The organism is Paenibacillus durus ATCC 35681, from assembly GCF_000993825.1.
In the GTDB taxonomy this organism is placed as follows: Bacteria; Bacillota; Bacilli; order Paenibacillales; family Paenibacillaceae; genus Paenibacillus_AQ; species Paenibacillus_AQ durus_B.
Map to the genome: position 1 here is coordinate 1574727 of NZ_CP011114.1, position 19273 is coordinate 1593999.

Here is a 19273-nt window from a genome sequence, read left to right on the forward strand (position 1 = left end):
ATGGCCTCAAATAAAAATCCTTCCAAAATTGGTTGCGCATACATTGAGCTCAATTACACAATATCCAATAGATTTTTTGTTCACAACTACTTTTATTGGTTATTTTGTTTAAATTTCATCGGATTAGATGATGGACTATTTCGTATATGTTATAATGACCCGGTTAGATTATTTGGGTAACTTTCCCATACAGCTCACAGAAAGGATGAAGACAAAATGGAATTTGTACAGGTATCCAATACCGGGCTTGAAGCCTCGCGAATTGGTTTAGGCACTTGGGCAATCGGCGGCTGGATGTGGGGCGGTAGCGATGACGCGGAGTCCATTCGCACCATTCACGCCGCGCTGGATCGCGGAATTAATGTGATCGATACGGCGCCCGTATACGGTTTTGGCCATTCTGAGGAAGTGGTTGGACAAGCGATTCAATCCTATGGGAAACGGGATCGCATCCTGATCGCGACAAAAGCGGCGCTGGAGTGGGTCGATGGCAACGTACACCGCAACGCGACGAAGCAACGTATTTTGAAAGAAGTCGACGACTCTCTACAGCGTCTAAAAACCGATTATATTGACATTTATCAAATCCATTGGCCGGACCCATTAGTTCCAATAGAAGAAACAGCGGAAACGATGCGGCAACTATTGGAGCAGGGGAAAATTCGCGCGATTGGTGTCAGTAATTTCACAACCGCTCAAATGGAAGCATTCCGAAAGATCGCGCCGCTGCATACGGACCAGCCTCCCTATAATTTATTTGAGCGTGAAATTGAAAAGGACGTATTGCCTTACTGTGCGGAACATCAAATCACTACGCTGCTTTATGGAAGCTTGTGCCGAGGTTTATTAAGCGGACGCATGAAGGCAGATGCGGAATTTACAGGCGACGATCTGCGCAAAGTAGATCCGAAGTTCCAAGCCCCGCGTTTTGGGCAGTATCTCGACGCCGTGCAGAAACTCGATCAATTTGCTCAGCAAAATTACGGAAAACGTGTCATTCATCTGGCTGTCCGGTGGATTCTAGCTCAACCCGGCGCCGGCATCGCCCTTTGGGGGGCGCGTAAACCCGAGCAATTGGCCCCAGTGGACGAAGTGATGGGCTGGTCACTGGATCAAAGTGCTTTGGCAGAAATCGATCGTATTATCGAAGAAACGGTGAAGGAACCGGTCGGACCGGAATTTATGGCGCCTCCCAGCCGGTCTAAATAAGGATATAATTCCGCAAGGCTGCTTTTTCGTCAGTAACGACGATAGAGCAGCCTTGTGTCTACATTTTATCCCGACAGCCCAATTTGCTTTTATACAATAAACGCCAAACGCCGTTTCCGAAAGTGTCACCTTCCCATATTATATTTTCAAAAGAGGAGGGTGATATAAATTGAGTATAAGTCCACTTTGTAGACGGTTCGCGGAGATTTTTGGCGCAGAACCTCAAGTCATTAATGGGGTATGTATAGCAACTAAGTTACGCACCAATATTAAGGTGAAAATATTAGGAAGACGTTCCAAAGGCTTGTTTACCCTTCCATTCGCTATTTCTTTCGAGAGTGTTGGCAAAGATGGCAGGGCATTATGTCTTGGGGAATCCGTTATTCTTACTCGGGAAATTAACCCATTTATCTCCAGGCTCCGTAAAGCAGGTATTAAAGTAACAGCCCTTCATAACCACTGGTTATTTACTAACCCGAACATTTGGTACATCCATTGGGAAGCTATCCAACCGCCGCTGGTATTCGCCAGAAATGTGCGGAACGCATCCAGTGTCCTGACGAACAAACCCGTAGGTCCATTTGTGTGTAAGCCTTCTGGTAAAAAAAGAAAATCATAGAAGGCCGGCAATGGTAGGCTGACTTGTTTCATAGAATACTGACTAAATTGGCTGCGGGACCGCCACACACTTTAAGATGTTTGGCGGTTTTTGCATATACCTAAAAAAGAACTGGCAGCGCTAGCCCGTTTCAAGCTCCCCTTATGAGATATTGTTTATTAGGAGCAATCCATATGATGAGACTGAAGGGCGTCCTGATACGCGGCCATTTCCACCTCGGATAACGGTGAAGCGTTGTCTGGAGTCTTCTGCCGCCCTGACGGGGCTGCCTGGTTGATGAAGGGGAGAAGCTGAACCTGTTTTACACCAATACGCTGAAGCAGTCTGGAAAATCCTTCCGCATCTTCCGGACGGTCGTTCAATCCGGGAATAAGGGTAAGCCGAACCTCAACCTCGCTTGGACTGTTGAGAGAATTCCGTAAATTTTCAATAATTAGATCATTGTAAACTCCGGTTATTTTTCTGTGCATTTCACGTTCATAGTGTTTTACGTTGAAGATCAGATGATCGATTAAGGGGAGCAGCTTGGTAAATTGACTTTGTATTACATATCCGGTAGTTTCAACTGCGGTATGAACTTCCCGTTCCTTCAAGCGTGACAGCAGTTCATAGACAAAGGAATGCTGCATCAAGGCTTCTCCGCCAGTCAACAGGACCCGTTCTGCTGTCTTTCCCAAGGAATCCGGAGTGTCGAGGCATAGCTCCAAAACTTCCTGAACGGAATAAATTCTTCCGTCTTCGAAATGTCTGGCTCTGATCGGGTCCCACACCAGCCTGACTCCGGGATTGCGGATTTCCGGATCGGGGCACGAAATACAGTACAGAGGACAGCCCTTTAGATGGACGACCGTTTGGGTACCGGAACCGTCCTGGAAGCGGTGTTTCTGTATATCACGAATGCAAGCGTTTACGTTTCTCGTTATCACAAAACTCCTCCTTAAAATGATGACAAGTGGGGTGTGAAATTTAGAAGAGCAACGATTGTTTCCGAACTATCAAATAAACTTTAGTAAGTCACATTCGTCTTTCTAGATATATTCACCAGACTGTGAAAATATAATACAAACGCCTTTAGGGCTTTTTGAGAATTTAGATGGTGTTTCCCTTGGTTCTGATGCATTTTTCCCTCAAAGGGACAATATCGATCGCGCCCAAAAAAGCGGTGTAAAATACATTGTCCAACCAGGCGGCTCAATTAGGGACGCTAAGGTTATTAACGCATGTAACGAATATGGTATGGTGATGGCGTTCTCCAACACTCGGTTATTTCATCACTAAGGTTGTCAGTATCTCACGGACAAATGGGGGAGATAGATGTCAAAACGCCGTTACTGAAACTATCGCCATTCCATACGATGTATTCGAAAGGGAGGGTGATAGAAAATGACTATAAGTCCACTTTGTAGACGGTTTGCGGAGATTTTTGGCGGAACACCTCAAGTTATCAATGGGGTATGTGTAGCAACTAAGTTACGTACTAATATTAAGGTAAAAATCTTAGGAAGACGTTCCAAGGGTTTTTTAACCCTGCCGTTCGGTATTTCTTTTGAGAGTATGGGTAAAGATGGCAGAGCATTATGTCTTGGGGAAACGGTGATTCTTACCCGGGAAATAAACCCGTTTATCTCCAGGCTCCGTAAAGCGGGTATTAAAGTAACCGCTCTTCATAACCACTGGTTATTTACAAACCCGAACATTTGGTACATTCATTGGGAAGCCATCCAACCGCCGCTGGTATTCGCCAGAAATGTACGGAACGCGTCGAGCGTTCTGACGAACCAACCCGTAGGTCCATTTGTTTGCAAGTCCTCTAGAAAAAAAGGTAAATGATAACAGCAGATCAACTATGGGTGGCTGTAAAATAAAGTATATTATAGAAAGTGATGCTGCCACACCTTCTAAGGTGTTGGCGTTTTTTTATGCGCTGAATTGACTGGGCAACGAATCGTCAAAGAGCATCTGGAGATGCAGGCGGCTTTTCGCAAGCGCGGGATCACGGATTTTGGCCGGGTGATGGTGGACCCCTGGTCGGCGGGGAACTTCGGAATCGAAGAAGAAATCGGGGCCGGCTCGTTCGCGCCATCTGCTACTACAAAACTTCGGATTACGACAATGGTTATGCGCGGCCTCTATCTTGGACTGTATGCGATTTTTGACCTGAACCGGCTGGAAGTCATGAAGGTGGTCGACAAAGGCCCGGTTCCGCTTTCCCGTCGGCTCGTATGCCAAAGAGATAGTCCCGGCGGCTATAGAACAACACATCTGGAAAGCGTTAGGGGGCATCCCGGAGGCAGTTATTAACCACTTCCTGGAAAGCCCCCTTTTTGCAGGGAGTTTATAAGCAGCACCATGATGATTCTTCAGTTATAAGTTCTGCACATGCTCAGCAGGCATCGAAGGCGCAGCCTCCCGCTGATCCAGCGACCAGCTGATTAAGGTAACCAGGAGCCCAGCGGCGGTAACGGCTGCAGCTACCCATGGCAGTGAGCCAAGCCCCGGACCGCTGTCGATCACCCATCCGCCCAGGTAAGCTCCTCCGGCATTGGCCAGATTAAATGAGCTGATGTTCAGAGCGGAAGCGATGCTTGGGGAGCCTTGGGCTTTTGCCAGTACCCGCATTTGGAAAGCAGGAACGATCGTGAAAGAGGCAAACCCCCAGACTAATACCGTAAGTACGGCAGGGATTTTATAGCTGCTGGTTAGCGAAAACACTGCCAGAACTGTGGTCAAGAGCGCCAGCATTCCTGTGATTGACGGCATCAGCTTCCAATCCGCCATTCTGCCTCCAACGGTATTGCCGATCGTCATGCCGACGCCGAATAGGAGCAAGATCGGAGTAACCGCGCGAGCGCCAAATCCCGTGATATCGGTTAATATCGGAGCGATGTAGGTAAAGGCCGTGAATACTCCGCCAAACCCCAGTATCGTCATGAGCAGTGCCAGCATAACCTGCTTGCTTCTAAGAACGCGGATTTCTTGACGAAAATCGGAAAGCGTATCTCCTTGCATTCGCGGAACGAGAAGGGCAATCCCGATTAGGGACAGGATACCGAGAGCCGTTACAACCCAGAAGGTGGAGCGCCACCCCCATATTTGTCCGATAAAGGTGCCGAAAGGGACGCCGAGAATGTTAGCGAGTGTAAGCCCTGCGAACATCATGGCGATTGCGCTCGCTTGTTTTTCACGGGGGACGAGGCGTGTCGCAACGATAGAACCGACCCCGAAGAATGTGCCATGTGAAAAGGAGGCTAGAACGCGGGCAAGCATCAAAATGAGATAATTGGGCGCTACTGCTGCCAGGAGATTACCTGCGACGAAGATAAGCATCAGACTGAACAGCAGTGACTTGCGGGACAGACGGCCGGTACATACAGTGACCACCGGACCGCCGATGGCGACACCCAGCGCATATCCGGTAACCAGTAATCCCGCCGCGCTTAAAGTGACATGCAAATCACTGGCTACATCCGGTAGAATTCCCATGATAACAAACTCGGTTGTGCCAATGGCGAACGCGCTGATCAGGAGCGCAATAAGCGCCAAAGGCAGCTTGCTTCGTTGAGTTTCTGTGTTTATTTTAATTACCTCCTTGTTTGGGGATAGGATGATCGCTTTTCAATGTTATTATATATAGTAAATTCATTTTTGGAAGTAGTGTCTTTTTATTCATATAGTTTCCCTGGAGGAATTAATGTTCTATGATTGAGCTTATTGATTATAAGATTAGGCTTTCTGGATTTAACTAGTCGAATAGGTTATCCTGTGATGGAGGAGGGAGAGTAATTATGGAGCTCAATTTAAAAGGAAAAACAGCGCTTGTCACCGGTTCGACGGAAGGAATAGGCAGAGCGATCGCCGAGGCCTTGTCCAAGGAAGGCGTATCTGTACTGATCAACGGACGGAGTGCAGATAAGGTGTCTAAAGTTGTACAAGAAATAAAGGAATTGTATCCTAATGCAAATCCTCAGCCTGCCGCCGCTGATCTGGGGACGGAAAGCGGTTGTCAGGAGCTGATTAATCGGGGATTTGACATTGATATCCTCGTCAACAACTTAGGGATTTTTAAGCCGGCGGAGTATTTCGAGATTCCGGACGAAGAATGGTTTAAGTTTTTTGAAGTGAATATTATGAGCGGAGTCCGGCTGACGCGGCACTTCCTCCAGCAAATGCTGCAAAAAAATGAAGGAAGAGTCATCTTTATCGCCAGCGAAGCCGCGATTATGCCTTCTCAGGAAATGGCTCACTACAGCGCGACTAAAACAATGCAGCTTTCGCTCTCTCGGAGTCTGGCTGAACTGACTACAGGCACCCGCGTTACTGTCAATACTGTAATGCCGGGTTCAACGCTAACCGAAGGGGTGGAGACTATGCTCAATTCCTTATACCCGAATGAAGGTCTCAGCATAGAGGAAGCGGAAGTCAAATTTATGAAGGAAAATCGGCCGACCTCCATTATAGAGCGCCTGATCAGACCCGAAGAAATCGCTAATTTCGTCACCTTCCTGAGCAGTCCGTTGTCCTCGGCAATCAACGGTGCGGCATTGCGGATTGACGGGGGATTGGTGAGAAGTGTTTTCTAATAAAGTGACTTCAATGTGCTAGAATTAGGTGTACAATATAGTATTTTTTTGACTTTTCATAAAAACTATTAACAAAATCACATCCCTATTAGAAATTTCACTTTTATAATATGACTAATCATATATTATAGAGGAGTGGGATTTATGGGAAAATATGTAGTGGTTAAGAAAGATTCTTGTATTGCTTGCGGAAGCTGCGGTGCTTCGGCTCCGGATATTTTTGATTTCGACGATGACGGTTTGGCGGAAGTCATTTACGAAGGGGACAACAACCGCGGTGTGACGCTGATTGCAGCTGATTTGCAGGAAGATCTGCAGGATGCCGTCGACAGCTGTCCGACAAGCTGTATCAAGACTTCTGCTAATGCTTTTGCATAAGGTATAATAATCGAGGGTAAACATCCCGATTCTTATCCGAATGTTGCCAAAATATAAGAATGTATAAGCTTCGCGTATATTCTTAACCTTATTTTTCTGCGAGAAACGGATGCTGTCTCACAAAGACGGCATCCGTTTTTTTATGGAGTAATGTAAGAAAATAAAGAAAACATTAACATTTTCCATTGAAAGCGCTTTATGAAATTAATATGTCATATATTCTAACATCTATTTCTACAAAAGAGTTAAACAGAGTTTGAGGTAGTTGAACTACATTTTAATGATACTATAATTAAATAAAAATAGAATTTTTTAAGGTAAAGGTTTGGATGGTTATAAATATATCTAGTTATATTTAAATATAACTAGATATAAATGATAATTAGGAGGAATGGATATGGAGCCAGCATTGGCGCGTCACCCTTGTTACAATGAAGAAGCCCATCATCACTTTGCCAGAATGCATGCTGCGGTTGCGCCGCGATGCAACATTCAGTGTCATTATTGCAACCCCAAGTTTGATTGTGTCAATGAAAGCAGGCCGGGGGTCGTAAGTAAGATCATTACTCCACAGGAAGCCTTCGACAAGGTTAGTCAGATTGCGGCAAGCTTGCCCAATCTCTCTGTAGTTGGTATCGCGGGGCCGGGCGATCCGTTGGCGAATCCTGAGGCAACCTTCGATACCTTTCGGCTCATTGCCAAGGCCTTCCCTGATATTCACTTGTGCTTAAGCACGAACGGGCTGATGCTGCCGGATTATATTGATGAAATTTGTGAACTGGGCATCCGTCACGTAACGGTTACGCTCAACGCAGTTGACGCGAATATCGGCAGCCAGATTTATGCTTTTGTAAGGTACAACGGAACCTTATATAAAGGAAAGGAAGCAGCCGCTTTATTAATGAAGCGACAGTTGGAAGGGATTAAAGGGCTGACGGAAAGAGGGATTCTGTGCAAGGTAAATTCCGTTCTCATACCAGGCGTAAACGACGCGCATCTTGTAGAAGTTACCCGGGAAGTGAAGAAATTGGGGGCTTTTTCTCATAATATTATGCCGCTTATTTTGTCCCCGGGAAGCAGGTTTCAAAAGGATGGCTTCAGGACGCCGGCGTTGGAGGAAATCACCAAGGTGCAGCACGAATCGTCTCGTATCATGCCGGTCATGCGTCATTGCAGGCAGTGCAGAGCAGACGCTGTCGGGCTGCTTGGTTCCGACCTCAGCCAGAATCCTGAAATGCTTCCTCCTAAACAAGGATATTCGGCCAAGCAGCGCGAGAAGCTTCAGCAAGACATTCTCTCAAGAATGAAACAGACTGAAGCGGGTGCGGCTGCAGACTGGAGTGAAGACGAATGGAGCAATGCCGTGCGCATTGCCGTTGCCACAAGAGGCTCCAATGTAATCAATCAGCATTTTGGGCATGCCAAGGAATTTCTCATCTATGATGTTCTAGAACGCGACATTCGTCTCGTAGGGGTCCGCAAGGTGCAGGCCTATTGCAATGGAACGGCGGATTGCAGTTCAGGCGAAGAACCTTCCTCACCGCTGTCGGAGACGCTTGAAATGCTCAAGGATTGCAAGATGCTGCTTTGTTCGGGAATAGGTAAGGCTCCAAGCGAGCGGTTGTTGCAGGCGGGCATCATCCCATTAATCAAAAAAGGCAATATTGACGAGCAGCTGCTTGAGAGCACGCGTTATCTGGGCTATTTCAAGAAAGATTGAAGGAGCGGCGTTATCATATTCCCTTCGTGCCGCTGGGATTTCCGGTTATTAACCGGTTTGGAGCCGCTTCTGCCGTATGTGTGGGATATCGGGGGACGGCGGACCGGATCAATGCCGTTGGCAATGTATTAATCAATAGGGAGAGTGCATACCGATGAAAGTGGCGTTCGCATCCATAAATGGCAGGAGTCTTGATACTCATTTCGGACAGTGTCCGTCATTTTCTATATTCGAGTTTTCGGAAAAAGGTTACAAGTGGCTTGAATCAAGGTCTGTCCTGGATCGCCCTGTCAATGGAGAGGAACATGACAAGGCTGAACAGCGGGTTAAAGTCATTAAGGACTGCAAGCTGCTGTTTGTCAATAATATAGGAAACGATGCAACCAAGAAAGTAATGAAAGCGGGAATCATGATTCTTAAAGCTGAGGAGGGGTCTGAATTGATTCCACATTTGGAAAAGCTCCTTCAGATGCTTAAAGAGCGTCCTCCATTATGGTTAACGAAGGTTCTCTATCATTCGGAGGAACAATAAATCCATATTCTATTTGGGAGGAATTAGATCATGTCAGAAGTAGCGGATTCAGAAGAATTGCTGCAGGTGTTTAGTATTGAGTATGACCCCAAGCTGCTGGCGAATCACCGGGTTACCTTTGCTTTGCTGCTCAGACAATATTTAAACCAGGCCAACTGTCTGGATGAGGAGATTCTTGTGGGTCCTGATGGTAAGGCCGATTTGTCGCATCCTACGCACTCGATCATTCGCGTATGTCTTGAAAGTGCTTGGGCCGATTTGAAAAGTGGAGAAAAATGGGGCAAGTATGACAAAACGGGGGGCAGAGGGGGGCGTCAGTCCAAATCGTGCGGCTCCTGCAGTTCTTCCTGCTCGGATTAACTTGTATCCTACTGGAAAAGTTCATAAAGTCTTGTTCAAGTGCACTCCTTGGAATGTTCATTGGAACCCTTCTGGGCTAATCTCAATGAATTCTAAGGGGTGCATTTTGTTGTAGGGACGGCCTTTTCAGGCGAATTAAAGGGTTCGCGGATAAACCGGAGGGCAGCTGATCGAACAGGATCATATAGGAGATACTTAGGGAACTATCCAAATTATGAAAGCGATGCTAAAACTATCAATAACATGCCCGAAAACAAGTTATGTTAGATTAGTTAACATAAATTTTGAAGAAATTGATATGCAGGAGGGGAAATTCGTCGAATTCGTTGACCCTTCCGTGTTGCAAAGGCTAAGATAAGGTCAACGAAACAAAAACACATCACAAGATGTCAAACAAAATTACATCAATTGGGATGTAATGGGCGCTTTAACGGGTGGCTCTCAAGAAATAGTGGGAGGTGAGATAAACGGCGTCAGGAAAGGTGACCTGAACTTTACGGGTAGGAAAGTGGTTGTAAAAAAAGACTAAACCGAAAAATGAGAGGAGCTATTTTCAAATGACAAGAAAAATCGCAATTTACGGTAAGGGCGGCATTGGTAAATCCACAACACAACAAAACACGGCTTCGGCAATGGCTTATTTCCACAAAAAACAGGTGTTCATCCATGGTTGCGATCCGAAGGCCGACTCCACCCGGATGATTCTCGGCGGCAAACCGCAAGAAACATTGATGGATACGCTGCGCGAAACCGGTGAAGAATCCATCACGGTCGACAGTGTAGTAAAAACGGGTTATCAAGGTATCCGCTGCGTTGAATCAGGCGGTCCGGAACCGGGTGTTGGTTGTGCGGGACGCGGCGTTATTACCGCAATCAACCTGATGGAAGACCTTGGTGCTTACACTGAGGACCTCGACTTTGTATTCTTTGACGTATTGGGCGACGTTGTATGCGGCGGTTTCGCAATGCCGATTCGCGAAGGCAAAGCAGAAGAGGTTTACATCGTGGCCTCCGGTGAGATGATGGCTATTTACGCAGCTAACAATATTGCACGCGGTATGCTGAAATATGCGGATCAGAGCGGCGTCCGGCTGGGCGGTATTATCTGTAACAGCCGTAACGTTGATAAAGAATTAGAACTTATGGAAGAATTCACTTCCAAGCTTGGCACTCAACTGATTCACTTTGTACCACGCGACAACATCGTTCAAAAGGCGGAATTCAATAAAAAATCGGTTATCGAATTTGACGCTGCAAGTAATCAAGCTAATGAATATTCAGAACTGGCACGTAAAATTATCGAAAACAAAAGCTTCGTAATTCCTACTCCGCTGACCATGGACGAGCTGGAAGATATGGTTACCAAGTACGGTATTGTCGACTAATAGCAACAATAAAATGCGGATAACAACGGATAAAAGTGAAAATGGTAAGGCCATTTTGTTAAGGAGGTATGGAACATGCCATTAAAACTATTAAAATGTGACGTTACCATCCCTGAACGGGAAAGACACGTATACATCAAGGAACCGGGGGAGGATACCACTCAATACCTGCCGATATCCAACGCTGCCACCATCCCAGGGACATTGTCGGAGCGGGGCTGCAGCTATTGCGGAGCGAAGCTGGTTATTGGCGGCGTCCTTAAGGATACCATTCAAATGATTCATGGTCCGGTTGGCTGCGCGTACGATACCTGGCACACGAAGCGCTATCCAAGTGATAACGATAACTTCCAGTTGAAGTATGTCTGGTCCACCAACCTGAAAGAAAAGCACATCATATTCGGCGGCGAAAAGCAGCTGAAGCAAAGCATCATTGAGGCTTTCCAGGAAATGCCCGATATCAAAAGAATGTTCATCTACACAACCTGTGCGACTGCCCTGATCGGAGATGATCCTAAAGCTGTTGCCAAAGCCGTAGAGAAAGAGCTTGGCGATGTGGATATCTTTGTTGTCGAATGTCCGGGATTCGCCGGCGTCAGCCAATCGAAGGGCCACCACGTACTCAATATGGGCTGGATCAACGAGAAGGTAGGCACTCTGGAACCGACCATTACCAGTCCTTATACGATTAACTTTATCGGTGACTATAACATTCAGGGCGATTCTCAGGTGCTGGAGAAATATTTCCACAAGATGGGCATTCAAATTATCGCTCACTTTACCGGCAACGCATCGTATGACGATCTGCGCGGCATGCACAGAGCGCAATTAAACGTAGTTAACTGCGCCCGTTCCGCAGGCTATATTGCCAACGAATTGAAGAAACGGTACGGCATTCCCCGTCTTGATATCGACTCCTGGGGCTTCGAATATTGCCAGGATGCGCTTCGCAAAGTCGGCGCCTTCTTCGGTCTTGAAGATAAGGCTGAGGAGGTTATTGCCGAAGAGGTTGCCAAGTACAAGGAGCAAATGGAATGGTACCGTGCTGGCTTGAAAGGCAAAAAAGTATGTATCTGGACAGGCGGCCCTCGCTTGTGGCACTGGACCAAAGCTTTGGAGGATGACCTTGGAATGACTGTCGTGGCAATGTCCTCCAAATTCGGTCACCAGGAAGACTTTGAAAAAGTTATCGCCCGCGGCAACGAGGGTACCATCTACATTGACGATGCCAACGAGCTTGAATTCTTCGAAGTATTGGAAATGGTAAAACCGGACCTGGTTCTGACCGGACCTCGCGTTGGTGATCTGGTGAAGAAGCTGCATCTGCCTTATATCAATGGTCATGCTTATCATAACGGCCCGTACATGGGCTTTGAAGGCTCTGTCAATATGGCTCGCGATATGTACAACGCCATCTATTCGCCGCTGATGAAGCTGGCGGCAATCGACGTTAGAGAAAAGGCCGCTCTGGAAGTCGGCGTGTAATAAGACCTGTTGATAAGGAGGTAGCGAAGAATGAGCGAGAAAGTAGAACAATTAACGACATTCATTCAGGAAAAATGCTTATGGCAATTCCTCTCCCGTACATGGGACCGCGAGGAGGCCATATCCGGTGTAATCAAGATGATCGAAACCCTGCAAACCGGCGGTCAACCGGTAATCGAAACTCCTATTGACAAGTGTCATTATGCGGATGCCAAAGTGCTGCTGACGGATATTAATAAAGCTTTTTCTTGGTTCGGTGAATTGAATGCCGAACAGCTTGGCGAAGTTCTGCACGGTGTTGAAGCGCGGTTGAAGGAAATCACCATCACCGGTTCCTTGAACGGTGAACTGAATCATCAATTGTACTAATCGTGATAAAGGGAAAGAGGTGACAGATATGTCTTTGGAGCTTAAACAAAAAGAACGATGCGGTATTATTAACCCTATGTACAACTGTCAGCCTGCTGGCGCGCAGTTCGCCAGCATCGGCATTAAGGATTGCATTCCGCTGGTGCATGGCGGGCAAGGCTGCAGTATGTTTGTCCGTCTTCTGTTCGCGCAGCATTTTAAGGAAAACTTTGAAATTGCGTCTTCATCCGTGCATGAGGAAGCGGCTGTATTCGGAGCGGTCAAGCGGATTGAGGAAGGCGTCATGACGCTGGCACAGCGTTATCCGGACCTTAGAGTGATCCCTATCATTACAACCTGCTCGACCGAAACGATCGGAGACGATATCGAAGGAACTATCCGTAAGGTCAACAAAATGCTGAAAGATGAATTTCCAGACCGGGAAATTCACCTGGTTGCGGTCCACACGCCGAGTTATAACGGAAGCCATGTCTCCGGTTATAACGTAGCGGTTCAATCCCTTACGAAAACCCTTGCCAAGAAGGGTGAGCCCACTGGCAAGATTAACTTCTTCACTGGCTGGCTGAACCCGGGCGATGTGAAGCAAATCAAGCATATCCTGAGCGAAATGGGTGTGGAAGGAAATATTTTGCTCGATACGGAAACCTTCGACGCTCCGACCATGCCGGGCAAGGATGCCTTCGCCTATGGAAGCACAACGGTTGAGGATTTCGAAAACAGCGCCAACGCCAAAGGCTCCATCTCTTTGTGTAAGTATCAAGGGGCCAGCGCTGCAAACTTCCTGCAAACCAAATTCCAGGTGCCGTCCGTCGTGACCAATACGCCAATCGGCATTAAAAATACGGATTTGTTCCTGGAGGAAATCTCCAAGATGTCCGGCCAGCCTATTCCGGATTCTCTTGTGGAAGAACGGGGCAGAGCGATTGATGCGATGGCCGACCTGGCTCACATGTTCTTTGCCAACAAGAAAGTGGCGATTTTCGGCGATCCTGACCTGGTCATCGGGTTGGCTCAATTCTGTCAGGAGGTTGAGCTGGAGCCTACGCTGCTGCTGCTCGGAGACGACAACTCCGCCTATACCAAAGACGAGCGTCTTGCGGAACTGGAGAAGAACGCAGCCGCTCCTATGGAAGTCATTTGGAACGCTGACCTTTGGGAGCTGGAACGCCGCGTAAAAGAAGGTCAACAAATTGATCTGATCATGGGCCACTCCAAAGGCAGATATGTCGCTACGGATAACAAGATTCCTATGGTTCGCGTCGGCTTCCCGACCTTTGACAGAGCGGGCCTCTGGAAGTATCCGGTTATTGGATACAAAGGTGCTGAGTGGCTGGCGGAAACGATTGCCAACACGCTGTTCGTCGACATGGAATACAAGAAGAATAAAGAATGGATCTTGAACGTCTGGTAAGAAGATTTCAAGCTGGTTTGTCAAGGGGTACCTAGCGTACCCCTATTACTCATATTAAGAAACAAAGCGGAAGGAGCGGGGAAAATGTCTATAGAAACAACATTTTCGGATAGCATCGTCTTTCATGGGCCATTGAGCGAGCTATACCAGCTGGCTAAGGAAGGAAAGATTAAGACCAGCTTACAGGGCAGTCATACCCGTCCCTGCAAATTCTGGACGGCGACGAAAATATTGAGCGGTATCCAGAATTCCGTAATTATTGCCCACGGGCCCAGCGGTTGCGCCTTCGGCGTCAAGAAGGCTTACAAGCTGACGAATTCCCGTAATAGCGGCTCTCCCTATGAAGCGGTCATCAGTACGAATATTGATATGAAGGGAGTCGTTTACGGCGGAGAGAAGGAACTGAGAGGGGCAATACGTGAAGTTGATAATAAGTATCGTCCTGACGTGATCTTCGTTTCCACCAGCTGCGCCACAGGCATCATTGGCGATAATGTGGACGCCGTTGTGAACAGCTTGAAGGACGAAGTGAACGCAGAGATCATGACCATACATTGCGAGGGCTTTGCCGGCGAATACCGAAGCGGCTTTGACCTTGTGTTCAAGCAGTTAGTTAAACTGATGGAGCCCCGGACTCCAGAACGAGAAGCGGTATTGGCCAAATCCGTTAATATTGTCGGGGGTAAAATGGGTCCCGAACGGACGGAAGTCGATACGGACGTTAAAGAGCTGGTGCGTCTTGTCGAAGGCATGGGAGCTCATATCAATAGTGTCATTGCAGGAAACTGCACACTCGAGGAATTGAAGAATGCGCCGAGCGTTGCGGTCAACTGCACGCTTTGCCTGGATCTTGGCTATACCATAGGCAGAGAAATGAAAGAAACTTTCGGAACTCCGCTGAATTCTACCATACTGCCTTACGGAATAAGCGCGACAGAGCGCTGGCTGCGCGAAGCGGCGAAATATTTGGACTTAAAGGACGAAGCAGAAGCATTGATTGCCAGCGAATACGGAGCCATTCAGCAGGAAATAGAGGATGCAAAGGCGCAGCTTGAAGGAAAACTGGCTATTGTTGAAGCTCATGACGCCATTAAGGCCCTGTCGATTGCACATATGCTGGAGAAAGATTTTGGCATGCGGGTCGTTATCTATAATTTTCACCCATGGAGTACGGAAGCAAGGGAAACGAGCATCGACTATTTACTGGAGACGGGGATGGACCCGGAAGTGTTGATCACAAAAGGAACGCTTAAATTCGGCAAATACGAATCCATGAAGCAGACGGAGGAAGAGCTTCTGGCCTTTCTCGGAAGCGTGGACCCGGCGTCAACGGTATACTTCGGATCGTCGCTCAGTTATCCGGCCATTCCGGTGGTTGATCTGAACGCCATTCTAAATCGTCCGCGCTTTGGCTTTCGGGGCGCGTTAAAGGTTGCTCAGTGTATTCTGACATCCATGAGATATTCGTTCCGTCCGCGCAGTTGGCTGACCAAGAAGATGGTATTTCCCGAGCAGTCCCAAGGATTGGCCTCCGCTTCGTCCCTTACGCCTAAATGGAGCGAAGAGGCGCCGGATTGCACGCTGTATGCAGCGGAAAGGAGGAAGGGAAGATGTATGATGAATTAGAATTCAACCACTGTAGTCACAGCAAGGACCCGATTATCGGCTGTGCGCTTGAAGGCGTGGCGAATGTGATTGCCGGAATCAAGGATGTCAGTATCATTATCCATTCTCCCCAGGGCTGCGCATCGACTGTTGCGACGGCTTTCGATAAGCACGAAATTGATTTTACCAGACGAAAAGTGGGCTGTACCCGCTTGTTCGAGACGGATATCATTATGGGCGCTTCCGAGAAGCTGGCCGGCATGATCCGGGAAGCGGACCGAACGTTTAACTCCAAGGTTATGTTTATCGTAGGCACTTGTTCCGCTGACATTATCGGAGAGGATATTGACGGGCTGTGCAGGGAGATGCAGCCGGAGATTAAGGCCAGGCTCATTCCGGTTATGGCGGGGGGATTCCGGGGCGACAGCTTCGCCGGCATTGATATGGGGCTTGAGGCCCTGCTGCCCTTGATTCCGAAGCAGGAAATCAAGCTGATCAACAAGGTGAATCTCATTCTCCCTCAATCCAATCTGAATCCGACATGGCAGGCTGACCTCCTATGGGTCAAAGAAGTTCTCCGGGAGATGGGAGTCGATGTGCTGTCGGTGCTTCCCCACAATATGGCTATGGAGGAGCTCGAAGAAGCGGGATTGGCTTCCGCCAATATTTTGTTAAGCCATGATGCCGGTTATAAGTTTGTGCGCAAGCTGGAAGAGCGGCATCAGATTCCGTTTATCCTCGGTGATATTCCCCTGCCGATCGGATTATCCAATACGGCGCGCTGGCTAAGGGCGGCCGGCCGTTACTTTGGAGCGGAGGAGAAAGCGGAGGAGATCATTACCCGTGGAGAGAAGCTTGTCGTAGAAACGCTTCGGAAAAGGGCCTTGATGATTATTCCCCGTTACAGAAATTGCAGAGTCGCGTTATCGGCGGATGCGACTTTAGGTGTCGGCATGGTTCGGATGCTGTTCGAGGAACTCGAAATGATACCGGAAATGGTGCTGCTGCACTCGGGTACCCAAGAGGCCCGCGAGCTTTTGGCTAACGAGCTGAATGAACTTGGGCTTGCGACGCGCGTCGCTTTCTCTGTTGACGGTTATCAGGTAAAGCAAGCCATTACGGAAGCGAAGACGGATGTGGTGATCGGGTCGGCGTGGGAGAAATATATGGCGGAGGAAGCGGGGATCAAGACTTCGTTTGACTTGCTTAGCCCGACTAACCGGGATGTCTATTTGGATAGGGCTTATTTTGGATACGAAGGTATGCTCAATATGCTAGAAGTATTTGGTAATGATTGGGAGCGTTCCTATCGTTCCAAAGAGATCAATTGGGAGCAATTTGCGGGATGAGCCATGATGTCGGGAATTGATTAGAGGAGAGAGGTGCGGAAAATGGTTTCGCTTATTGATTATACACTTGACGAGGCCTTTCGCCGGCGTGTTCCCCAATCCGCCATTGCGGGAATACTGGATATTTTGCAAAAGTACGGTGTTGAAATGCATGATGTTTCGTTAGAGCATATGCCGGAATACCGGAATATCTTAAGCGATGCCAGTCTGTTGGAACGGCTCCGCTGCAGAGTAGCTCCTTCTATTTCCGAACTGTCCAAAGCGCGCGGAATGGGGTTCAAGAAGATGGCTGTTGTATGGTCCAATAGGCTGAACCCATTATCTATACCGAAGCTTGACGCCGCATTATATGCGGTACGCGATGCGGGAGCCGAGCCGTTCTTGTGTATAGAGGATGCTTCGCGATCCTATTATGCGGAATTTGACGTGTATTGGCCGATCATAGAGCGATATGATGTGCAAAGGCTGATTTACTGTGACAGCAGCAGCGCTATGGACCCGTTCATTGTTAGGCGCAGCTTGATGGAGCTGCTGGAGACGGCGATCTGCCCGGTTGAATTCTGCGCAAGCAATACGTTCGGTCTGGCAACGGCGAATGGTCTTGCGGCACTGAAAGCGGGGGTACAGCATATTGGCACATCCGTCAATGGAGTCGGACCGAAGGGAAGAACGGCCATGGAAGAATTACTGATGGCCGTGCGCCATTTGTGGAAAGGGCAGACGCCGCCGGGATATACGCTGGCCGATGACTGCTCTTCGATCTTGTCGGCAATGAAGATGGAGGTGCGGGTAGATAAAGCCATCATCGGCGCCAATGTGTTCGCGCATGAATCCGGAATTCACGTGGATGGAATTGCCAAAAATCCGGAGCTATATGAAATGATAAAGCCCGAGGAAGTAGGGCTTAAACGGCAATTGGTGATTGGCAAGCATTCGGGCACCGCTTCGCTCAAACACAAATTCAGGGAATGGCAAATGGACCTTGAGCAAAGTGACGCCACTCAGATGCTGGAACAAGTTAGGGATATTGCAGAAGAACAGAAGCGTCCGTTGACGGACTTTCAGCTTATGGATCTATATCGGAGACGGCTGATTTCGATACATGAATCAACCTATTAGTGCTAATTGGAAGAACGGAAAGGAGAGGATTGGAATGCAGTCGAAGGTCTCGTTCCAGCTTGTTGATACCACGATGCGCGATGGTGAACAAACGGCGGGTGTCGTATTCTCCCAGGAGGAAAAACTGCAAATGGCTTTGAAGCTTGATGAGGCAGGTATACCCTGGATTGAAGCGGGAATCCCGGCTATGGGCCGCCGCGAACAGGAGACGCTCAAAGAAATGCTGTCGCTGCCGCTTCGAGCGACTCTCATTGCCTGGAACAGGGCGGATGAAGCCGATATTCGCGCTTCCATAGCTTGCGGCTTCTCGCATATTCATCTGTCTCTCCCGGTATCCGACCTTCATATTCAGTTTAAGCTCAAGAAGAGCCGCGAATGGGTGTTGGAGCGCCTTCAGCATATTTTACAATTTACGAAAAGCTTTGGCTGTACGGTATTTGTGGGAGCGGAGGATGCTTCAAGGGCGGACCCTGAATTCCTGCTTCAATATGCGGATGTGGCGTCCCGCTTCGGAGCCGAGCGTCTGCGTTATGCGGATACGGTGGGCTGTCTGGACCCTTTCGAGACGTTTAGCAGAGTAAATCATCTTGTGAGCAGATCCGGCCTGCCGGTGGAATTCCATGGCCATAATGATTTTGGACTTGCCGCCGCGAACACGTTATCGGCGTTTCATGCGGGCGCGGCGCTGGCAAGCGTGACGGTTTCGGGTATCGGGGAAAGAGCGGGGAATGCCTCGCTGGAGGAGGTTGTTACTTCGATGTCGCATCTGTATAGATTCTCATGCGGCCTTCAGCTTCATGTGCTGCCTGAGCTAACGCATCTGCTCTCTAGAGCGAGCGGCAGACCTATTCAGACTTATCGATCCGTTATGACCGCGATGAACGGGTAGCCGCTGCTTCCATTGGGATTGAGTCTTGTGCCTTCAAGGCTAATGTGGACTTTATTCCGCTGGCCGAGGAGCTGCATGATCTAGTGATTCTAAGAACACCGCAGAATTTGAAATTAATCGGCGAGGTTGCGGATATCATCCGTTCAGAGCCGTTTCGCAAGGAACTGTCTGTTATCGGAGGATACGATTTGACGGAAAGCGGACGTGTTGTGTATGAAGCGATATAGCGGGCAACAGGAAGGATTGCATGCATAACCGGCCAA

At 48.3% G+C, this 19273-nt stretch carries 20 protein-coding genes; 18 read left to right on the plus strand and 2 right to left on the minus strand.

All coding sequences use genetic code 11. From position 1 onward, the window contains the following. The first annotated feature begins 216 nt into the window (after nt 1–216). Nucleotides 217–1209, plus strand: a complete 993-nt coding sequence (locus tag VK70_RS07045; protein ID WP_025700491.1) for an aldo/keto reductase — start codon at nt 217–219, stop codon at nt 1207–1209. 169 nt (nt 1210–1378) lie between these two features. Next, nucleotides 1379–1828 (plus strand): DUF1259 domain-containing protein, encoded by a 450-nt coding sequence (locus tag VK70_RS07050; protein ID WP_025700489.1) that lies wholly within the window; start codon nt 1379–1381, stop codon nt 1826–1828. 158 nt (nt 1829–1986) lie between these two features. Here VK70_RS07050 and VK70_RS07055 read toward each other — a convergent pair whose 3' ends face one another. Beyond that, the gene (locus tag VK70_RS07055; RefSeq protein WP_025700487.1) at nt 1987–2754 is read right to left on the minus strand and encodes a radical SAM protein; all 768 of its coding nucleotides are present in this window, start codon (nt 2752–2754) and stop codon (nt 1987–1989) included. A gap of 457 nt (nt 2755–3211) precedes the next feature. Here VK70_RS07055 and VK70_RS07060 point away from each other — a divergent pair, with 457 nt between their 5' ends. Next, entirely contained in the window at nt 3212–3658 is a 447-nt protein-coding gene (locus VK70_RS07060; protein WP_025700486.1) for a DUF1259 domain-containing protein, read from the plus strand. Nucleotides 3659–3757: 99 nt separating this feature from the next. After that, nucleotides 3758–4129 carry a hypothetical protein gene (locus VK70_RS07065; RefSeq protein ID WP_144415195.1) on the plus strand — a complete coding sequence of 124 codons (372 nt, stop codon included), beginning with the start codon at nt 3758–3760 and terminating at the stop codon, nt 4127–4129. Nucleotides 4130–4192: 63 nt separating this feature from the next. Here VK70_RS07065 and VK70_RS07070 read toward each other — a convergent pair whose 3' ends face one another. Further along, on the minus strand, nt 4193–5371 hold the full coding sequence (locus tag VK70_RS07070; RefSeq protein WP_233277779.1) for an MFS transporter: 1179 nt from the start codon (nt 5369–5371) through the stop codon (nt 4193–4195). A 242-nt stretch (nt 5372–5613) separates the two neighbouring features. Between VK70_RS07070 and VK70_RS07075 the strand changes: the two genes are divergently transcribed. The 14 genes from VK70_RS07075 to VK70_RS27785 all read left to right on the plus strand — a co-directional run bounded on the left by VK70_RS07075 (nt 5614) and on the right by VK70_RS27785 (nt 19237). Further along, nucleotides 5614–6408, plus strand: coding sequence for an SDR family NAD(P)-dependent oxidoreductase (locus VK70_RS07075; RefSeq protein ID WP_025694166.1), 795 nt, complete (start codon nt 5614–5616; stop codon nt 6406–6408). A gap of 144 nt (nt 6409–6552) precedes the next feature. Next, nucleotides 6553–6786, plus strand: coding sequence for a ferredoxin (locus VK70_RS07080; RefSeq protein WP_025694165.1), 234 nt, complete (start codon nt 6553–6555; stop codon nt 6784–6786). A 397-nt stretch (nt 6787–7183) separates the two neighbouring features. Then, nucleotides 7184–8506 carry a nitrogenase cofactor biosynthesis protein NifB gene (gene nifB / locus VK70_RS07085; RefSeq protein WP_025694164.1) on the plus strand — a complete coding sequence of 441 codons (1323 nt, stop codon included), beginning with the start codon at nt 7184–7186 and terminating at the stop codon, nt 8504–8506. Between the two features lie 154 nt (nt 8507–8660). Next, nucleotides 8661–9038 (plus strand): NifB/NifX family molybdenum-iron cluster-binding protein, encoded by a 378-nt coding sequence (locus VK70_RS07090; RefSeq protein WP_025694163.1) that lies wholly within the window; start codon nt 8661–8663, stop codon nt 9036–9038. 30 nt (nt 9039–9068) lie between these two features. Next, nucleotides 9069–9398 (plus strand): hypothetical protein, encoded by a 330-nt coding sequence (locus tag VK70_RS07095; RefSeq protein ID WP_025694162.1) that lies wholly within the window; start codon nt 9069–9071, stop codon nt 9396–9398. A gap of 557 nt (nt 9399–9955) precedes the next feature. Further along, the gene (gene nifH / locus VK70_RS07100) at nt 9956–10783 is read left to right on the plus strand and encodes a nitrogenase iron protein (RefSeq protein WP_025694161.1); all 828 of its coding nucleotides are present in this window, start codon (nt 9956–9958) and stop codon (nt 10781–10783) included. Between the two features lie 75 nt (nt 10784–10858). Further along, nucleotides 10859–12268: a nitrogenase vanadium-iron protein, alpha chain gene (gene vnfD, locus VK70_RS07105; RefSeq protein ID WP_025694160.1), complete on the plus strand. Its 1410-nt coding sequence runs from the start codon at nt 10859–10861 to the stop codon at nt 12266–12268. Nucleotides 12269–12298: 30 nt separating this feature from the next. Continuing rightward, nucleotides 12299–12637, plus strand: coding sequence for a Fe-only/vanadium nitrogenase subunit delta (locus VK70_RS07110; protein WP_025694159.1), 339 nt, complete (start codon nt 12299–12301; stop codon nt 12635–12637). A gap of 28 nt (nt 12638–12665) precedes the next feature. Continuing rightward, nucleotides 12666–14048 carry a nitrogenase component 1 gene (locus VK70_RS07115; protein ID WP_025694158.1) on the plus strand — a complete coding sequence of 461 codons (1383 nt, stop codon included), beginning with the start codon at nt 12666–12668 and terminating at the stop codon, nt 14046–14048. Nucleotides 14049–14132: 84 nt separating this feature from the next. Further along, the gene (locus VK70_RS07120; protein WP_025694157.1) at nt 14133–15674 is read left to right on the plus strand and encodes a nitrogenase component 1; all 1542 of its coding nucleotides are present in this window, start codon (nt 14133–14135) and stop codon (nt 15672–15674) included. Then, entirely contained in the window at nt 15659–17002 is a 1344-nt protein-coding gene (locus VK70_RS07125; protein WP_025694156.1) for a nitrogenase component 1, read from the plus strand. Before VK70_RS07120 ends, VK70_RS07125 begins: the two co-directional genes overlap by 16 nt. Nucleotides 17003–17044: 42 nt before the next feature. Next, a complete protein-coding gene (locus tag VK70_RS07130; RefSeq protein ID WP_051504968.1) occupies nt 17045–18121 on the plus strand; it encodes a homocitrate synthase/isopropylmalate synthase family protein in 1077 nt (358 codons plus the stop codon). Between the two features lie 34 nt (nt 18122–18155). After that, nucleotides 18156–19010, plus strand: coding sequence for a beta/alpha barrel domain-containing protein (locus VK70_RS07135; protein ID WP_025694154.1), 855 nt, complete (start codon nt 18156–18158; stop codon nt 19008–19010). Nucleotides 19011–19093: 83 nt separating this feature from the next. Further along, nucleotides 19094–19237 (plus strand): hypothetical protein, encoded by a 144-nt coding sequence (locus VK70_RS27785; RefSeq protein ID WP_155986864.1) that lies wholly within the window; start codon nt 19094–19096, stop codon nt 19235–19237. Nucleotides 19238–19273 lie beyond the last annotated feature (36 nt).